The 19,184-nt window shown below is 49.7% G+C and carries 16 protein-coding genes; 15 read left to right on the plus strand and 1 reads right to left on the minus strand.

Annotated features, from left to right (window positions below; genetic code table 11):
* Positions 1-29 precede the first annotated feature (29 nt).
* From K0T92_RS20145 to K0T92_RS20155, 3 genes are all read left to right on the plus strand, one after another.
* On the plus strand, positions 30-356 hold the full coding sequence (locus K0T92_RS20145) for a YtrH family sporulation protein (RefSeq protein ID WP_219874281.1): 327 nt from the start codon (positions 30-32) through the stop codon (positions 354-356).
* Positions 357-358: 2 nt separating this feature from the next.
* On the plus strand, positions 359-871 hold the full coding sequence (locus tag K0T92_RS20150; RefSeq protein WP_219874282.1) for a sporulation membrane protein YtrI: 513 nt from the start codon (positions 359-361) through the stop codon (positions 869-871).
* 114 nt (positions 872-985) lie between these two features.
* Positions 986-1,282: a YtpI family protein gene (locus tag K0T92_RS20155; protein WP_219874283.1), complete on the plus strand. Its 297-nt coding sequence runs from the start codon at positions 986-988 to the stop codon at positions 1,280-1,282.
* An 11-nt stretch (positions 1,283-1,293) separates the two neighbouring features.
* Here K0T92_RS20155 and K0T92_RS20160 read toward each other — a convergent pair whose 3' ends face one another.
* Positions 1,294-2,589: a DRTGG domain-containing protein gene (locus tag K0T92_RS20160; protein WP_219874330.1), complete on the minus strand. Its 1,296-nt coding sequence runs from the start codon at positions 2,587-2,589 to the stop codon at positions 1,294-1,296.
* Positions 2,590-2,798: 209 nt separating this feature from the next.
* On the opposite strand from K0T92_RS20160, the gene K0T92_RS20165 reads away from it, so the two are divergent.
* The 12 genes from K0T92_RS20165 to K0T92_RS20220 all read left to right on the plus strand — a co-directional run bounded on the left by K0T92_RS20165 (position 2,799) and on the right by K0T92_RS20220 (position 18,639).
* Positions 2,799-4,160, plus strand: a complete 1,362-nt coding sequence (locus tag K0T92_RS20165; protein ID WP_219874284.1) for a sensor histidine kinase — start codon at positions 2,799-2,801, stop codon at positions 4,158-4,160.
* A 20-nt stretch (positions 4,161-4,180) separates the two neighbouring features.
* The gene (locus K0T92_RS20170; protein WP_219874285.1) at positions 4,181-5,530 is read left to right on the plus strand and encodes a sensor histidine kinase; all 1,350 of its coding nucleotides are present in this window, start codon (positions 4,181-4,183) and stop codon (positions 5,528-5,530) included.
* A gap of 20 nt (positions 5,531-5,550) precedes the next feature.
* Positions 5,551-6,915 carry a sensor histidine kinase gene (locus K0T92_RS20175; protein ID WP_219874286.1) on the plus strand — a complete coding sequence of 455 codons (1,365 nt, stop codon included), beginning with the start codon at positions 5,551-5,553 and terminating at the stop codon, positions 6,913-6,915.
* Positions 6,916-7,578: 663 nt separating this feature from the next.
* On the plus strand, positions 7,579-8,295 hold the full coding sequence (locus K0T92_RS20180; RefSeq protein WP_219874287.1) for a sensor histidine kinase: 717 nt from the start codon (positions 7,579-7,581) through the stop codon (positions 8,293-8,295).
* A 663-nt stretch (positions 8,296-8,958) separates the two neighbouring features.
* Positions 8,959-9,675 (plus strand): sensor histidine kinase, encoded by a 717-nt coding sequence (locus tag K0T92_RS20185; RefSeq protein WP_219874288.1) that lies wholly within the window; start codon positions 8,959-8,961, stop codon positions 9,673-9,675.
* Between the two features lie 309 nt (positions 9,676-9,984).
* A complete protein-coding gene (locus K0T92_RS20190) occupies positions 9,985-11,067 on the plus strand; it encodes a sensor histidine kinase (protein ID WP_219874289.1) in 1,083 nt (360 codons plus the stop codon).
* Between the two features lie 703 nt (positions 11,068-11,770).
* Positions 11,771-13,138, plus strand: a complete 1,368-nt coding sequence (locus K0T92_RS20195) for a YheC/YheD family endospore coat-associated protein (RefSeq protein WP_219874290.1) — start codon at positions 11,771-11,773, stop codon at positions 13,136-13,138.
* Between the two features lie 60 nt (positions 13,139-13,198).
* Positions 13,199-14,410 (plus strand): YheC/YheD family endospore coat-associated protein, encoded by a 1,212-nt coding sequence (locus K0T92_RS20200; protein WP_219874291.1) that lies wholly within the window; start codon positions 13,199-13,201, stop codon positions 14,408-14,410.
* Positions 14,407-15,780, plus strand: coding sequence for a YheC/YheD family endospore coat-associated protein (locus K0T92_RS20205; RefSeq protein WP_219874292.1), 1,374 nt, complete (start codon positions 14,407-14,409; stop codon positions 15,778-15,780). The genes K0T92_RS20200 and K0T92_RS20205 overlap by 4 nt, the downstream gene beginning before the upstream one ends.
* Entirely contained in the window at positions 15,781-16,920 is a 1,140-nt protein-coding gene (locus K0T92_RS20210) for a YheC/YheD family endospore coat-associated protein (RefSeq protein WP_219874293.1), read from the plus strand. It abuts the gene before it with no gap.
* 16 nt (positions 16,921-16,936) lie between these two features.
* The gene (locus K0T92_RS20215; protein ID WP_219874294.1) at positions 16,937-17,434 is read left to right on the plus strand and encodes a GNAT family N-acetyltransferase; all 498 of its coding nucleotides are present in this window, start codon (positions 16,937-16,939) and stop codon (positions 17,432-17,434) included.
* Entirely contained in the window at positions 17,419-18,639 is a 1,221-nt protein-coding gene (locus tag K0T92_RS20220) for a YheC/YheD family endospore coat-associated protein (RefSeq protein ID WP_425517672.1), read from the plus strand. The genes K0T92_RS20215 and K0T92_RS20220 overlap by 16 nt, the downstream gene beginning before the upstream one ends.
* Positions 18,640-19,184 lie beyond the last annotated feature (545 nt).

A 19,184-nucleotide genomic window follows, 5' to 3' on the forward strand; every position in this document is an offset into this window, starting at 1 on the left:
TCTTCGAATTTATAAAGCGGGTGACCCTTATGGATTCCTTTATGCAAAAATCGGCAATCGACTTCTTCATCGCCTTCGGAGTTGTCTTCGGTGGATCTATGCTAGCAGGCATTGGTTCTGTGTTCGTGCTGACCACCCCTGCTGTTGTTATGCTTGAAACCGCATCAAGGCTCAAAATATGGGCAGTCGTCGCTGCCGTCGGCGGCACGATCGATCCGCTAAGAGTGATTGAGAGCAACATGCTGGAGGGCCATCTGCATCCGGTCGCCCTGCAGATCGGGTATATTGCATGCGCTTTTCTTGGCGCTCACATGGGAACCGAGCTTATTCGCTGGCTCTGCAAGGGAGCAGTCTGACGATGAGAGTGCCCCCCTTTGACCGCTACACATCCTTCACACAGGCCGCCGCTGTTGCCTTGATAGGAGCGCTGATCGGAGCTATGGTCTATCATGCCATCTTTCTGATGAACTTCAATGCGCTCCGCAGCACCAATTCCGAGCTTGAGGACAAGCTGGCAGACTATGAGGACCGAATTCATAAATTGACACAATACAGGAACCAGCATTCTATCATTCACAATGTGCTGCCGATCTTGCTCGAAACCAGGGAAGACGGAGTGATTAAGAAGAATGTGGATGAGTTGACCAAGGCGGAGCTGAAACGGAGATTAAAGAAAGATCTGAATGTATTCATCGGAACGAGCATTTATGATATTGATTCCAATGCAGAGCTGGCCAGACTTCTTCTGAACAGAAAAATATATGAGGCAGGCAGCAAGGAGTACACGGTAGAGATCAAAACGATGCTGATCGTCGATAATGTGCTCCGCGTCTGGTTTAAAGCCAAATTGTACGAACGTCCGCCCGGTTAGCGGAGCCGCCTCCTTGCGGGCTTGCAGCATCCATGACTGATTTCGCCAATTCACTGTCTTTCTGTTACAATATTGAGGTACGCAACGAAATAATAAGGAGCTGCACGTCCAATTATGGTTACTGCCCTGCACTGGATTATTGTTATCGGGATCTGCTTTACATCCCTGCTCTCTGTATTTTTCAGCCTTAAAGCGCGTCGCCAACATGATGTCCGGTTGCGCGGCTTGTATGCTGCACGATTGAATATGAGCATGGGAATTATGCTTCTGCTTATCGCTATCTTCTTCATGCTGGCTTACAGCGGCTCTACAATAAAAGTGATCATCGGATCATTGTTTCTGCTGATCGGTTTGTTCAACCTGTTTGCCGGGCTGCGCAATCACAGCGTCTACAACGCGATGAAGCCCTGACGGGAGCGCCATCAGAAGGGATCAATCAGCTGCGCCGTCAGCATCGCTTTGGCGGCCAGCCCGCTCTGATCCTCCAGCTCGATCTCCAGCTTGACGTTTTTGCGGCTCATTTCGAGCAGCTTGGGCTTTATGGTAACGATACTGTCGAGCTGGACATGCCGGACAAAGTATGTTGTCATGCTTTCGACAACAGGATCCCGTTTGCCGAGCTCCCTTACAAGCCCATGCATGGCTTGCGTCATCAGCGTAACAAGAACGCCCTCGGATATCGTGCCTAACGAGCCGGACATCTGCGGCGTTATCCGCCCTCTGTAGATCCACGCTCCCCCCGGATCACCGCCAATCTTCTCGAACCCGGCGCTTATCAGATCGTCGAATGTATCGCCAGACTCCAGCTGCTTGCCCGTATAACGCATAGCCTCCAGCACTTCGCTGCGGCTGAGCGCGGCAAGGAGCTTCCTGTTCTTGTCCACAATTGGCAGCAGGTCAATCCCTTCCGCCGCCATCGTAAGAGCAGCGGATGCGATGGGAATGTTGGGCGCAGCCGTAATGGGATGGCGGGACATCAGCTTGTCCACAAGCTGGGCCGGAGAAGCACCCTCGGCATCCTTGGCCGTCATCATTCCGACTACCCGCCTGCGGTCGTCAAGTACAGGGAATCGCGAGCCCCCGGTACGTCCGGACAATTCATGAAATTCGGCGGCGGTCTCACCCAGACGCATCGTCTCAACCGGACGGCTGTAGGTGACAATATCCTCGACAAGCACAATTTTCTGCTTGATCAAGCGGTCGAACATGGCTCTGTTTATCATGGAAGCGACGGTAAACGTATCATGCTTGGAGGAAATGATCGGCAGCCCATGATCATCCGCCAGCTTCTTCACTTCATCGCTTGTGCCGAAGCCGCCCGTTATAAGTACCCCTGCTCCTTGCTCGATGGCGCATCGGTGGGCTTTTTCACGGTTGCCGACAATAAGCAGGCTGCCTGCATCGATATAGCGGACCATCGCATCAAGCTCCATCGCTCCAATGACGAACTTGTGAAGAGTCTTATCCAGTCCCGCCGCTCCTCCGAATAGCTGGCCTTCTACAATGTCCGCAACCTCGGCAAAGGTCAGACGATCCAGCGAGCCCCTCTTCTTCCGCTCGATCCGCACAGTACCGATTCTTTCTTTCGTCGTGACAAGTCCTAGCGTCTCCGCTTCTTTAATTGCTTTGTAGGCGGTGCCTTCACTAACTCCGAGCTCCTCCGCCATTGTTCTGACCGATATTTTCGTTCCAATTCCAAGCTTTCCAATATATAGCATCAAACGCTCGTGTTTTGTTGGCGCGTCAAAGCCTTGTGGGCCTAAAGTCACTCAAACTCCCCCAATACTCATACATAATGCTGCTTTTCATATTCCCATTTTAGCAGAAAACAAGTAAATTAGAGAGTAGAGAGATACATAGACAACTAACAATAGCTATCAACTTAAACGCATAAGCATCATTCGTTAAAAGGGGACAGTACCAAATTATGACGTTACCGCCAGATTACTTTTCGAAAACCCTTCAGCTTGTATTTATTATAAATATTCCACAGACATTGGTAGCAATGTGGTTCAGCTTTGTTTGCATGGGGCTATTCCCCAAGAACTACGGCAGACGCATTGTGATCTACAGCATTCTGCAATCTATCTATGTCGCGATTCCTTTTCTGATGATCACGACCTGGATTCATGCCATCAACGGATTGCTGTCCATGTTCGTTTTTATTTCATTCATTTTCCCGGAATTTAAAATAAAGCTGCGAATTTTGGTGATCTTCTTTATGATGATCGTTTGTGCGAGCTTCGAAGTATTTTATAGTTATATCTCGCAATACTTCGGAGGTTACGATGCGGTTCGCTACAATTATCCAGCATTCACAATATCAATAGTCTGGCCCGGTATTTGCTTGATTGCCCTCATCACCGGATTCCTGCAATGGAAAAAAATCCATGCTGCGAAACAGATTCGCCAGTTTATTATTCATATAAAGTCAGTGCCGTATTTCTTCCTGTTTATACTCCTTATTGTTCAAGTCATTCTTTTCATGCTGTTTTTTGCTCATTTATTTTTCCAACAGTTCCCCATTCCTATGCTGCAGGTTGCATTTATAATCATTTTTGGCCTCTTCATCTATATGGCTATCAAAATCATGCAGATCATCGTCAAGCTGCGTATTGAGGGGAGTTATAAATCTCAGGAGATGTACATTAGCGATCTGAACAAAATGTTCGCCTCCATCCGCGGGCAGCGACATGATTTTGCCAACCATGTGCAGGTCATGTATTCCATGCTTTCCCTTAACAAATACGACCAGCTCAGAACGTACATGCAAGAGGTCGTGGAAGAGATACAGTCCATGAATGTAGCAATCGTCGAGCTTCCCTCTCCCGCGCTCGCTGCGCTCATTCAAGCGAAAACAGCCATTGCTCTTGAGAAGAAAATCCGGTTCGATTATCTCATTCATTCGGCCTCCTTAACCTTCAGCTCCGTCACCAGCATTGATCTCGTGCGGATCATCGGCAATCTTGTCGATAATGCATTTGATGAGGTTGTTAAGCTGCCTCCCGCTGAGCGGGAGGTGCAGCTGGAGATGTATATCCATAAAGAAGAGCTTTATATTACAGTAACCAATCGGGGAATCATTCTGACCAGCGAAGCCATCGAGCAGATCTTTCGGCCTGGCTTCACTACCAAAGCAGATGGACATACCGGACTGGGTCTCGCGAACGTACGGGAGCGTGCTGCCAGCTATAACGGCCAAGTAACCGTAGATTCCGACCTTGAACGAGGGGTCACGTTTACCATTAAGATACCGAATACAAAACAGACAAAAGCCAAGCAGGCTTAATTGATGAAGGGGTTTTACTTATGACTTATGTTTCGAACACGCTGCAATTATTGTTGCTTATATCCATTCCTCAGACGTTGACTTCCCTGTGGTTCAGCTTTGTTTGTCTGGAATTTTTCCCGGAACGCTATGCCAAGCGGATGATCATCTACAGCATCCTGCAATCCACTTATGTTGCCAGTCTTTTCTTCCTGCTCCCTACATGGGCTCATATCATAAATTCGATAGCGTCTACTTTCTTGTTCTTTTCTTTCATCTTCCCCGAGACAAAAATCAAGCTTAGAATTCTGGTCATTTTTTTCATGATGGTCGTCGCCAGCGCCTTCGATCTGACCTATGTTTATCTCAGCTCATTCCTCGGCGGATATGAGAACGTATTGCACAACACCATTTTATTCAAACTAACTGTGTTCTGGCCGGGATTCCTCTGCACCGCACTTGTAACCGGTTTCATGCAATGGAAGCACATTCATATCGCGCGCCAAATCCGGGATTTGGCTGTCCATATTCGATCCAGGCCTTATATTATGCTGTTCTCGCTCGTTTTTTTGCAAGTATTTCTGTTCTTCATATTTTTCTCCCATACGTTCATTAAACCGCTGCAAATCAATACTTTGCAGATCATGTTCATCTTGTCGATCGCGCTCTTTATTTTCATGACCGTCAAAATCATGCAGATCATTGCGCAAGCGCGGCTTGACGGGATCTACCAGTCCCAGGAAGCCTGTATTAACGACTTGAACAAAATGTTCGCCTCCATCCGCGGGCAGCGCCACGACTTTGCCAACCATGTGCAGGTCATGTATTCCATGCTTATTCTTAAAAAATATGACCAGCTCAGGGCGTATATGGAGAAGGTCGTCAACGAGATTCAATCGATGAACGTGGCCATCGTTGATCTGCCTTCACCCGCGCTGGCTGCGCTCGTACAGGCGAAGGCCGCCATTGCACTTGAGAAGCGGATCCGATTCGATTATCTCATTCATACAACGTCCTTGACCTTCAGCTCTGTCACCAGCATCGATCTCGTCCGCATGATCGGCAATCTGGTCGATAACGCATTCGATGAGGTCGTCAAGCTGCCTTCAGCCGAGCGCGAGGTTCAACTCGAGATGTATATCCATAACCAGGAGCTGTATATTACGGTAACGAACCGGGGGAAGCATCTGACCAGCGAAGAGATCGAACAGATCTTCCAGCCTGGCTTCACGACCAAAGCGGATGGACATTGTGGACTGGGTCTGGCCAATGTGCGGGAACGCGCTGCCAGCTACAATGGTCAAGTAACCGTGGATTCAGACCTTGCACGAGGGATCACGTTTACGATTCAGATACCGAATAGCAAGCAGGTAAAAACCAAGCAGGCTTAATTGACGAAGGGGCTTTCCTCATGACTTTTCCGCCGGATTATATTTCGAACACACTGCAGCTGCTGTTTATTATGTCCATCCCGCAGGCCGCAACATCATTGTGGTTCAGCTTTGTTTGCCTCGGCTTCTTCCCGGAACGCTACGCCAAGCGCATTATTGTCTATAGCATCGTACAATCCATTTATATCGTCGGCAACTTCTTTCTGCTTCCTTCGTGGGCTTATATGCTGCATTCACAAACTTCTATCTTCATATTCCTGGCCTTCCTGTTCCCCGAAGCAAAAATTAAGATGCGGTTATTAATTATTTTTTTTATGATGGCAGTCTCCGTAATCTTCGACATGGTTTATGCTTATATCTCTTTGCACTTCGGCGGTTATGAGCATGTACTCTATAACACCGTTCCTTTCAAGATAGCACTCTTCTGGCCAGGATTCCTTGCCGTTGCACTTATCACTTTATTTTTGCAGCACAAAAAAATGTATCTGGCGCGCCAGATACGCAACCTTGTCGTTCATATTCGCTCCAAACCGTACACCACGCTGGTTGCGCTAATTTTCTTGCAGTTACTGCTGTATATGCTTATCTTATCCGATGTGTTTATTAAGCCGCTTCCTATTCAATTTCTGCAAATGATGTACATCGTGTCCATTGCAATCTTCCTTCTCATCACCATCAAGATTGTACAGATCATCGCTCAGGCGCGTCTTGAGGGGATCCATCAATCCCAGGAGGCCTATCTTGGCGACTTGAACAAAATGTTCGCCTCTATCCGCGGGCAGCGTCATGACTTCGCCAACCATGTACAGGTCATGTACGCTATGCTCGCTTTGAAGAAGCATGACCAGCTGCGAACGTATACGGAGGAGGTTGTAAGCGAGATACAATCGATGAATGTGGCGGTTGTTGAGCTTCCCTCTCCCGCACTGGCTGCACTGATACAGGCGAAATCCGCCATTGCTCTTGAGAAGCGGATCCGCTTCGATTATCTCATTCATACAACTTCGCTGACCTTCAGCTCTGTCACTAACATCGATCTCGTCCGGATGATCGGCAATCTGGCCGATTACGCATTTGATGAGGCCGTCAAGCTGCCTCCAGCCGAGCGCGAGGTTCAACTGGAGATGTTTGTTCATAACCGGGAACTGTATATTACCGTAACGAATCGCGGGAACCATCTGACTCGCGAAGAGATCGCGCAATTCAACCTGCCTGGCGAAACCGCCAAAGCGGACGTACATACCGGATTGGGTCTCGCCAATGTGCAGGAGCGCGCTGCCAGCTATAACGGTTCCGTCACTGTGGATTCCGACCTTGAACGAGGAATTACGTTTACGATCAAGATACCGAATGCAGGGCAGGCAAAAACAAAGCCAGCCAAATAAAGGGGCCTCTGAGTTATGACATTCCCGCCGGATTATATTTCAGACACGCTGCAATTATTTTTTATACTTTCCTTGCCGCAAGATATCCTTGGCATGTGGTTCAGCTTCGTCATTATGGGATTTTTCCCGGAACGTTATGTGAAGAGAATCTTGATCTACAGCGTCATACACGCTCTCTATATCGATATTGTATTTTTCTTTCTGCCTGTTGGAGCTACCCTAATCAATCATATACTCTCAGCTTTTATATGTATTCGATTCATTTTTCCCGAAATCAAGTTCAAGTTAAAAATAATAACTCTGTGTTTCATAGTGATCTCCTCAATGGGCTATGAAGTCATATATGGATTCATTATACCTTTTTTTGGAGGGGCACAGTCTGCCTTAGACAACCCAATACCTTTTAAAATATTGCTATTCTGGCCTGGCTTTATCGTCTTCGCGCTCCTTATCGGGTTTATGCAATGGAAAAAAATCTATTTTGCACGTCAATTGCGTGATTTCGTTATTCATATGAGATCAAAGCCTTTTTTCATGCTATTTACATTATCTATGTTGCAAATATTGATTTTTATGGCTTTCTTTGCTCATCTATTTGTCAAGCCTCTTAATATTTATGCTCTGCAAGTTACATTCATTATCTCAATTATGCTTTTTATCTACATGACCATCAAAATTATGCAGATCATCGCCCAAGCGCGTATCGAGGGGATCCACCAATCCCAACAGGCTTATCTCAGCGATTTGAACAAAACGTTCGCCTCCATCCGCGGGCAGCGCCATGACTTCGCCAATCATGTGCAGGTCATGTATTCCATGCTCGCTTTGAAGAAGCATGACCAGTTGCGAACGTATACGGAGGAGGTTGTAAACGAGATTCAATCCATGAACGTGGCGGTCGTCGAGCTTCCCTCTCCCGCACTGGCTGCGCTCGTGCAGGCGAAGTCCGCTATTGCGCTCGAGAAGCGGATCCGGTTCGATTATCTCATGCATACAACTTCGTTGACCTTCAGCTCCGTCACCAACATCGATCTCGTCCGCATGATCGGCAATCTCGTCGATATCGCATTCGATGAGGCCGTCAAGCTGCCTCCAACCGAGCGCGAGGTTCAACTGGAGATGTTTGTTCATAACCATGAACTGTATATTACCGTAACGAATCATGGAAACCATCTGACTCGCGAAGAGATCGCGCAATTCAACCTGCCTGGCGACATGGTCATAGCGGACGGACATACCGGATTGGGTCTCGCCAATGTACGGGAGCGTGCTGCCAGCTATAATGGCCAAGTAATTGCAGATTCCGACCTTGAACGAGGGATCACGTTTACGATTAAGATACCGAACGCAGGGCAGGCAAAAATAAAGCCAGCCAAATAAAGGGGCCTCTAAGTTATGACATTCCCACCGGATTATATTTCGAACACACTGCAATTGATCGTGATACTATCTATACCGCAATCCACTATAGCCTTATGGTTCAGCTTCGTTAGCCTTGGTTTTTTTCCAGAGCGCTATGCGAAACGCATTATACTGTTTGGCATTATTCATTCTGTCTATCTTGATATTCCTTATTTCTTGATCCCCCCTTGGGCTCATGCTATTAATGTATTGCTTTCTTTGTTTATATTGCTTAAAGTCATGTTTCCCGAATTAAAGATCAAAATAATTATATTAGTAATATTTTTTATGATGGTCGCTACGATGAGTTACGATTTATTTTATTTGTATCTCTTACAGTTCTTCGGGGGTTACGAGGCCGTATTATATAATCATATCGGGTTCAAATTGTTACATTTCTGGCCAGGGTATATCTTCATCGCTCTGATAACCGGAATGCTGCAATGGAAGAAAATTCACATCGCACGCCGAATACGTGATTTTGCTGTCCACATTCGCTCTCAAACATACTTTTTGCTTTTTGTACTCGTTATCGTTCAAGTTTTTTTATTCATGTTATTTGTGAGTCACACATTCATCAAACCGTTTCATTTACATACTTTGCAGATCATATTTATAGTCTCGATTACGCTCTTCATTTACATGACCATCAAGATCATGCAGATCATCACCCAGGTGCGTCTCGAAGGGGTTCACCAATCCCAGGAAGCGTATCTTAGCGACTTGAACAAAATGTTCGCCTCCATCCGCGGACAGCGCCATGACTTCGCCAACCATGTGCAGGTCATGTATTCCATGCTCGCTTTGAAGAAGCATGACCAACTGCGAACGTATACCGAGGAGGTTGTAAACGAGATTGAATCAATGAATGTGGCGGTGGTTGAGCTCCCCTCTCCTGCATTGGCTGCACTCATACAGGCGAAGTCCGCCATTGCCCTGGAGAAGCGGATCCGGTTCGATTATCTCATTCATACAACTTCGCTGACCTTCAGCTCTGTCACTAACATCGATCTCGTCCGGATGATCGGCAATCTTGTCGATTACGCATTCGATAAAGTCGTCAAGCTGCCTCCAGCCGAGCGCGAGGTTCAACTGGAGATGTATCTCCATAACGGGGAGCTGTTTATTACCGTAACGAATCGGGGAAACCATCTGACTCGCGAAGAGATCGCGCAATTCAACCTGCCTGGCGACACGTCCAAAGCAAACGGGCATACCGGACTGGGTCTGGTCAATGTGCGGGAGCGCGCTGCCAGCTATAAAGGTTCTGTCACTGTGGATTCCGACCTTGAACGAGGGATCACGTTTACCGTTAAGATACCGAACGCAGGGCAGGCAAAAACAAAGCCAGCCAAATAAAGGGGCCTCTGAGTTATGACATTCCCACCGGATTATATTTCGAACACACTGCAATTGATCTTTATCATGTCCATCCCGCAGTACATTGTTAGTATGTGGTTTAGTTTTGTCATTCTGGGACTTTTTCCGGAACGCTTTGGAAAGCGAATTATTATTTACAGTATCCTGCAGGCTGTATATGTTGATCTATTTTTTTTCATCGTACCAAACTGGATTCATGTGCTAAATGCAATATTTTCTATGTTCGTATTTGTTTCATTGGTTTTTCCAGAGTTAAAAACAAAAATAAAAATATTGATTATTCTCTTTATGATAATGTTGCTTTATATTTTCGAGATTATTTATGCCTTTATCTATCAATATTTTGGCGGTTATGAAGCCGTGCTGTACAATATTCCGGTATTTAAAATGCTTTTCTTTTGGCCTCCAATTGGCATAATGGCTCTAATAACCGGATTTATGCAATGGAAAAAGATTTATGCAGCAAAAAAGATTCGTCAATTTATTATCCATATCAAGTCGGTCCCGCATTTAACATTGTTCATTCTAGTTATATTTCAAGTCTCTTTGCTGTTTGCATTTTTTTCCCGAATTTTTATTAGACCGCATGATCTCCACACGACGCTCACCACACAAATTGTATTTATCATCTCTATTGCTCTCTTCATTTACATGACCATCAAGATCATTCAGATCATCACCCAGGCGCGTCTCGAAGGGGTTCACCAATCCCAGGAAGCGTATCTTGGCGACTTGAACAAAATGTTCGCCTCCATCCGCGGACAGCGCCATGACTTCGCCAACCATGTGCAGGTCATGTATTCCATGCTCGCTTTGAAGAAGCATGACCAGCTGCGAACGTATACGGAGGAGGTTGTAAACGAGATTGAATCGATGAATGTGGCGGTTGTTGAGCTCCCCTCTCCTGCACTGGCTGCGCTCATACAAGCGAAGTCCGCCATTGCGCTTGAAAAGCGGATCCGGTTCGATTATCTCATTCATACAACCTCGCTGACCTTCAGCTCCGTCACCAGCATCGATCTCGTCCGGATGATCGGCAATCTGGTCGATTACGTATTCAATGAAGCCGTCATGCTGCCACCAGCCGAGCGCGAGGTTCAACTGGAGATGTATCTCCATAGCGGGGAGCTGTATATTACCGTAACGAATCGAGGAAGCCAGCTGACACGCGATCAGATCGACCAAATCTTCCAGCCTGGCGAAACCGCCAAAGCGGATGGACATACTAGACTGGATCTCGCCAATGTGCGAGAGCGCGCTGCCAGGTATAACGGCCAAGTAACCGTGGATTCCGACCTTGAACGAGGGGTTACATTCACCATTAAGATGCCGAATACGAAACCGGGGAAAAAATCGATGCAGAAAATCTAATCGATTCAGGCAATTGGCTTCATCGTACGGCAGTCAACCAGGCGTTGACACCCACCGCCCCCTCCCCGTATCGCCCCACTTCGCTGGAGCTGCACGCGCTCCAAACGTGCTGCCGCTGAACCGCTGTTGACAACGGATCGGCGAGTGACTAACTACAACATATCCGGTTCGTAGGGAGAGGGAAGCCTGCGTAAGCGCAGGAATTTCGGCCACAATAAGCCCCTGAGAGCAAATGCCTGCGTAAGCGCAGGCATTTATGGCGGATTGGGCCTATATCGGGCGAATACGACGGAATACCTGCACTTTGGCAGGCATTTCATCTTCAGACAGGCTGAAACGAAAGAAAAGCTGCTTTCCTGCAGGCATGTTCGCCGGTCTGGTACCGGACACTCATTACAGGAACGCTAGTCAGCTTTCGCCCAAATATTATAGCTTCTGCATGCAAAGCGCCGCTGCAGCAAGCAGTTGGACAGTTCCCCTATCAAATGCAGAGACGGCAACGTCTTGAGCGGGTGACAAACCTTTCGGCCAACAATGTCCAACCGCAGTATTCCATGCTTGATGGCCGAATTTTCTTCACCTTTGTGCAAGAGCGGTCAATCACCAAGGGGTAGATGTCCTCATATGATGAATTAATTCGTGTAAACCACCTAAAGGCCGTTAGCTGTACGTCGTCATCCTCCAGCTTGGAAGGAGAACCGCGATGCTGAAATCGAAAGTCGCCGTACAGGTGATCAGCTCCGGCGTCTTGCCGGATGATGCGATCATGCTCGGCGAAGCTTATTTGAAACAATGGAAGATCCCGCATGGACAGCCGGTCACGCTGAAATTCGGCGCGCTCAAGCAGCCTGTCAAGGTGATGCCGGTCGAGCGCTTCGAAGGGCTGCGTATCGGGCAGAGTCTGGCGAGAAAGATGGGCATATACTCCAGCACCTCCCTGCGAATCCAATATCGCAGTGCGACTGCAACACTTGCACTCGGCCCATTGATCGGGGTACTCGTAAGCCGCGACGATCCTAATGTGCGTGATCGGCCTTTCGGCTCCATAACCATGTTCTGCAAGGAGCTCGTCGACGCATGTGCCGCACAAGGCGCTCATGTTTATTTTTTCACACCGAATCAGATTGCTGACAACTACAATTGTCTGGAGGGCTGGATCTATTCGGATGGTTGGCGCAAAGCGGCAGTGCCAGCGCCCGACATCGTCAACAACCGGCTTACCTCACGCAAATTGGAGAATAAACCTAGCGTTCAGCATTTTATGAAAGAGGTAAAATTCCGCCATAACACCGTTGTATTCAATGAAAAGTTCCTTGATAAGCCCGAGGTTTTCGAAGCATTAAGCAAGGACTCGACCATTGTAAAGTACTTGCCTGAGTCCCATGTTCTGCGCAATTATACGATGCTCAAGGCAATGTGCTCGAGATATCCGGTGGTGTTCCTCAAGCCGGTTCGAGGCAGTCTCGGCAAAGGAATCATCCGTATTTCCAGAATCGACAAGGAAACTTACCAAGCCCTGTATACAACAGTCGGCGGGACGCGCAAACAACATTTCCCCAGCCTGCTCAAACTCTTCTCAACCATCTCCGGCAAAATGAAAACCGTACGCTATCAGATCCAGCAAGGACTGCAGCTCATAGACATTCATGGCAGACCCGTTGACTTCAGGGCGCTCGTGCAAAAGAATGAAACCGGCAAATGGACGGTGACCTCCATCGTTGCCCGAACGGCAGGCAGCCATCATTTCGTATCCAACTTGGCTCGCGGCGGAACACTCAGCACCGTTCGGGAAGCCGTTGCGAAATCCTGCTTATCCGCCTCTCAAGGGCATGATGCGCCTGCTCGGCTCCAGCGCGCTGCGCTCGAAATCGCCAAAGGAATCGACGCCAACATTCCCGCTCATTTCGGCGAGCTTGGCATCGATCTGGCCCTTGACACCAACGGCCGAGTCTGGCTGCTGGAGGTCAACTCCAAGCCATCCAAGAACGATAATACTCCCTTGCAGGATCAGAAGATTCGGCCATCCGTCCGCAATATGATACGTTACGCCAGACATTTGGCTGATTTCTGACCATATGATGCTCCATTTAGCCGCTAATCCAGATGATCGACTTGCAAGGAGGGTTGAAGCATGATGCGATCAAAGACAGTGAATACAACGATTGGCATTATGGCTAGTCAGCGGCCAGGTCTGCTTGAGCAGCCATCCGGCGGGCCGATTGCCGTGCCGGAGGATGCTTTCTGCCGCAAGCTCTGCCAACTTGGGAAGCAGCTTGGGATGCTGGTATACGTGTTTGATCCTTCATCATGCTTCCATCCCGAAAGAACAGGCATAGCTGGGTACACACTTGAGAATGGGCAGTGGTGTATGAAGGATCTCGCTTATCCCGATTGTATCTATGATCGATCGCTATGCACCTCTTCAGAGCAGCGTCATCGGCGAAGCCAGACGCTTGCTGAATTAAAACGGCAGCACCCCTATATCCTGCTGAATGGCGAGCTTCCGAACAAATGGGATGTTTATTGCGCGATGCGGGAGGATAACAAGCTGCAGCCCTTCCTCCCGCCAACTTTCCGCTATGATGGTAATGATTCCATTGCGGCTTTGATGGATCAGTATCCTGACGGCCTGTTCTTCAAGCCATCCGCAGGCATGCAAGGAAGAGGCACATTGCGGCTGCGCCGCGGGTACAGGGAATGGTATCTGGACGGGAGAACTCGCCACAACAAACCCATTTCCCTGCTATTTTCTCTCCACGCTGTTCGTCAGTTCATCGGCTTCTCAGACTATATTGTTCAGCCCTATCTGCAGCTGTCCGATCATGACGGAACTCCTTATGATATTCGCTCGCTCATTCAGAAGGATGAGCATGGCCGCTGGTCGTTAACCGGCATTGCGCTCCGTGAAGGAGTGCCCGGCGGCGTAACCGCCAACCTGCATGGAGGCGGTACGCCGCTTCCGGCAAGCAAAGCGCTCGAAGCCCGCTTTGGCCGGACAATGTCCGCCGACCTGCTGGCCCTCATAAAGCGATTAAGCGAGGATGCAGCACACTGCCTGGAAGGCCGGTTCGGCAGATTTGCCGAGCTGGGCCTCGACTTCGGCATAGAACCGGATGGACGAATCTGGCTGCTTGAGGCCAATGCCAAGCCGGGCAGAGCGGCTTTCGCAGCCGAGCCGGAGCTTGCGCGTCTTGCCGTAGAGCGGCCGCTGCGCTATGCCAAGCTCATCGCCAATCACCGCTATCCGATTGTTCAAACCGCTGCTCAGAACCTGTCCCAGCAACGCGACAATATTGCAATTGCCCGATTCCAAAGGAGATACGTCCAGGAGGTTCATCCATGAGTTTGACATCATGTCATGTGCATTTTTCGCCAGCCAGTGAAAAGATAGTCTACTTGTCGGGTTCGCTCCTCAAGTCGCTTAAGCTGTCCGGCAAGAAAACCGTTCATTTGAAGCTCGGCAAAGAAACGATTGTCGCCAATGTCAAGGCCATTCAGCGTCAAGGGCATCATCTCTATTTGTCCGCAGGCATCAGACAGTCGATAAGAGTGCCCAAGTCCGGCAGCATCTCACTGCTGCAAGCTGAAGGCAATGAAGTGCAGATCGGACCTCTGATCGGCGTGCTGACGGATTCAAGCACCCGCACCTCCAGCCATCCGTTCGGCAACCGGACGGGATATATCCGGCAGCTGCTGAAGACGGGCGAGCGCAAAGCCTACCTGTTCGCCTTCACCCCGAGGGATATTAATTGGCAGCAGGAAACGATCAACGGTTATTTCCTGAACGGCCAGAGCGGCTGGTACCGCAAAATCGTGCCGCTGCCGGATGTCGTCTACAACCGGCTTCCGAGCAGAAGAGCCGAGACCACCGCTACCATCATGTCACTTCGCGAACGGTTTATCCGCAAGCAAATCCCTTTCTTCAACTGGAGCTTCTTCAACAAATCAGATGTGTATAAATTGCTCGATCAAGATGTCGAAGCGCTGCAATTTCTGCCGGAATCCGTGAACAATCCAAGGCCGGAGAAGATCAAGGAAATGCTCGAAAAGCATCAATTCATCTACTACAAGCCGACCGCCGGCAGCCTTGGCGCCGGAATATATCGATTGACCTACCATCCCAAACGGGGCTACTTCGCCCGCTACCGCCGAGGCAATACGAATGTGCTGCTCCGGTTCACGAACTTCAGCAGTCTAATGCGCATGCTGCAAGCAAAGCATGGCAACGCGCTTGGCCGTTACGTCAGCCAGCAAGGCGTACGTCTCATCGAAATTGACGGTTGTCCAATCGACTTCCGATTTCATATGCACAAGAATGGCAGCAATGAATGGGTCCCGGTAGGCATCGGCGCCAAAAAAGCAGGACGGGGCAGCGTTACGACTCATATCAAGAACGGCGGCTCGCTGCTTACACCTGATCAGGCGCTTGGCAGAACGTTCGGAGACCGCGCAGACGAGATGCTGGCCAAAGCAAAAACGGTTTCCGTTCAGCTCTCGCAAGCCATTGAACGCAATTTCCCGCATACACTGGGCGAGCTGGGGCTCGATATCGGCATTGACAAAGACGGCGAGGTTTGGATGTTCGAAGCCAACGCCAAGCCCGGACGTTCAATCTTCAGCCATCCCGCCCTTAGGTCACAAGGCCGTGACTCACTCTCCCATATACTGGATCACTGCATGTACCTAAGCAGGTTCCACGAGGGGGACAGCTAAATGGAATGTGAAGTCCAAGATGAAACAGCAACTGGTGAAATCCAGAGCAAGAATCCCGTTCTTGCCATCCTGACCATCGAGGATGACCTCCAGCTGTTCCGCGGCAATCGCAGCAACTTTGCCGACATCATCCTCGCCGGACGCGAGCATGGATTTATTGTCTATGTATTGACGGTGAAACAGCTGAAGCTATCGATGAAGCAGTTGAACGGATTCCATTATGATGCAGCAACAGAGGGCTGGCAGCGGCAGAAGTTCCCTTTTCCCGATCTGATATACAACCGGATACCGCTTAGAGAGGATGAGCTTCAGCCCGGGGTTAGGCGCAAGATTCACGCCTGTCTCCACAACCCCCGGGTGACGCTGTTTAATCCATCCTTCTTCAACAAATGGAGCCTGTTCAAATGGCTGCGGCAGTCGAGAGTCACCAGGCCGTTCATTCCAACAACGAGACGGATGGTGTCCAGACAAGGACTCGGGAAAATGATGATTAAACATAAATTTCTGTACTTGAAGCCTATAAGCGGCAAAGCAGGGAAAGGCATCATGACGCTCAGGCTGCAGCCTGAGAAGCCGTTTCCCTACAAGCTCAAAATCCAGGCGCATAAAAAAAGCATTACCTACAACTGCGGATCAATCACGAAGCTCTGGAACCGGATTAAGAAGGAAAGCACTGGTGAACGCTATATCGCCCAGCAAGGCATTCAGCTGGCTTCGATTAATGAGCGAAGCTTTGATCTCAGGGTGCTTGTACAAAAGAATCAAAAAGGCCAATGGGATATCTCCGGCATTGGAGCAAGGGTCGCTGGAACACTAAGCATTACGACTCATGTTCCCCGGGGCGGCAGCATCGATGATCCTGAGCGGCTGCTTGTCAGTGCATTCGGCCAAGAATCGGCGCGTAAACTACTTGTAAAGGCACGCACTACCGCGCTGCTCATCGCCAAACAGATCGAACGCGGCTCAGGCCAGAGCCTGGTGGAGATGTCCATGGATCTCGGCGTCGATTCAGAGGGCAACATTTGGTTCTTCGAGGCAAATGCCAAGCCGATGAAATTCGATGAGCCGGATATTCGCAAAAGATCGCTCGACCGAATTTTTCAATATGGCAGATTTGTCGTCAAGATGAAAAGCAATTAAGAAGGAGGACTCCCGGATGGAAGTGCGGATTCTGAAGGCAGCGCAGTGGCACTCCGCCAGGAAGAAGCTGCTTGCATTCGCCAGACGCTACGGTGATTCCCGTCTGAGCGCCGGGGGTATCCGTGCATTGAGCGAGCTCGAGCCCTCCAATCTGGAGAGGGACGGTTCCTCCTCCTTTGATTCAACTACGGCGGCAGACAATACCTCTGCTGTGATTGCCGTGGCCTTGCATGACGGAATTCTGGCAGGCTTTGCCTTCTCGCTTGGCGGCGGGGAGCATGCCTGTCTCGTCGTTGTGCGTCCTCATTCACGCGGACTAGGAGTAGGAAGTGAGCTGCTGCGGGCGCTGCAAAGCCACTGCGTTCGGCTTACATGCACGGTGGCTACCGACAACCCGGCCAGCATGGGCATGTGCTTTCGCGCGGGCATGAAGGCAGTCGGCATGGAACAAGGCCCGACCGGCAAGCCCACGCTGCGGTTTCAGAGCGGGGAGGAGAGTTGTCCGCTCACATAGAGGCGCAGAAAAATATCGAGGAGGTATCCCGCTTGGGCCAGCCTGTGCTTGGCATATTAACCCTGTATCTCAATGACAACGGATTGCTAGAGGAGAAGCCCATCTATCAGAAGATGACAACCGCGGGGCGCAAGCTTGGACTGGATGTATTTGTATTCACCCCTCAGGATGTGAACTACAAGCAGAACAAAATCAATGCGCTTATCTATAACCCAAGCACCCAGAGCTGGACACGCAAATGGCGCTCCTTCCCGCACATGATCTTCGACCGTTGCCGGATTCAGCGCAGCCACCGATTCGAGCAGCTCGGGAAATTCCGCAAGCAGTACGGACATCTCACCTTTCTTAACCGGGTGCTCCGCAATAAGTGGATCGTCTACCGTGCGATGAAACAGGACTCGCGCTTTCGGACTCATTTGCCTCTAACCCGGATGTATGAAAGTTCGAGCGATCTGACAGAGATGATTCGCAAATACCCGCTGGTCTACTTAAAACCGATCAACGGCACAGGCGGACGAGGCATTCTGCGGATTGAGAAGCAGCGTGACGGGACGTATCTGATTCAAGGCCGCGACCAATCCCGCCGCATTATTAGTCCTCAGCGGGTACAGCTGTCCGCGCTCCATGGACGGCTGGCCGAATGGAACTTGAAGAACAATAACTATCTGGTGCAGCAGGGGATTCAGCTCAAGCTTCCGAACGGACGCGTTCATGATTACCGCATGCTTGTCCAGAAGAATGGCGAAGGCAAGTGGGAAGTTACCGGCTGTGCCGGACGTATCGGCGCTTCCGGCAGCATTACGTCCAATCTGCATGGAGGCGGGCAAGCGATAACGATGCGGCCCTTGCTCAAGCAGTGGATCAAGGATGATGAAATCGTCCAGTCCATTAAAGAACAAGCCGAAGAGGTCAGCATCGACATGGCTGCCTTTCTGGAGCAGTCCTACGGACGGCTGTGCGAGCTCGCGCTGGATCTTGCCATAGACCGCAAAGGCCATATTTGGCTGCTTGAGGTGAACCCAAAGCCTGCCCGCGAAGTATTCATTCAGGCGGGAGAGCGGGATACCTACAGGCGCGCGATCGTCAAGCCGCTGGAATACGCGCTCTGGCTCTATAACCAGAAGAAGCAGCGCAAAGAAAAGTCGGGATCCCCCACCGCATCCGCGCATTCATCCGAAGCGGACAAAGAAGAGCTCCCGCTTTAAGAAGCTGTACGATGTGGAACGCCTGCAATCATGGGACTGCCCACGTACTCCCCGCCAGAGGACGATCCGTCATTCAAACGCCAGGACATGCGAGAGGCGAAATGCGAGAGGCGAGCCAGGCGAAACATGCATCTACCAGATTCTTGAGAAAGTCTGTTGGTGCGTTTCCGTTAACTAAGCTTCTAAGCGTATGCGAGTGAGTGGCTGCAACACATTCGGTTGGTGGTGAGAGGGAAGCCTGCGAAAGTGCAGGAATTTCAACTAAAAGAAGCCAGTGAAGGCAGAATGCCTGCGATTACGCAGGAATATATGGCCGACTGGGCCACTAGAGGGCAAACATGGCGAAAAGCCTGCACTCTGGCAGGCATTCGGTCTTTAGCAGACCGAAATGATAAAAAGCCAGCCTATTCGCAGGCTTTTGAGAAAGTCCTCCGGACTTCCCGTCAATCGTCAACTAGTCCCCTAACGTACGAGAGTGACTGACTACCGAACATCCGGTTTGTGGTGAGAGGCAGGCTTGCAGCTGTGAACGAGGATCGGGCATC

The organism is Paenibacillus oenotherae (genome assembly GCF_019443105.1).
In the GTDB taxonomy this organism is placed as follows: Bacteria; Bacillota; Bacilli; order Paenibacillales; family Paenibacillaceae; genus Paenibacillus_Z; species Paenibacillus_Z oenotherae.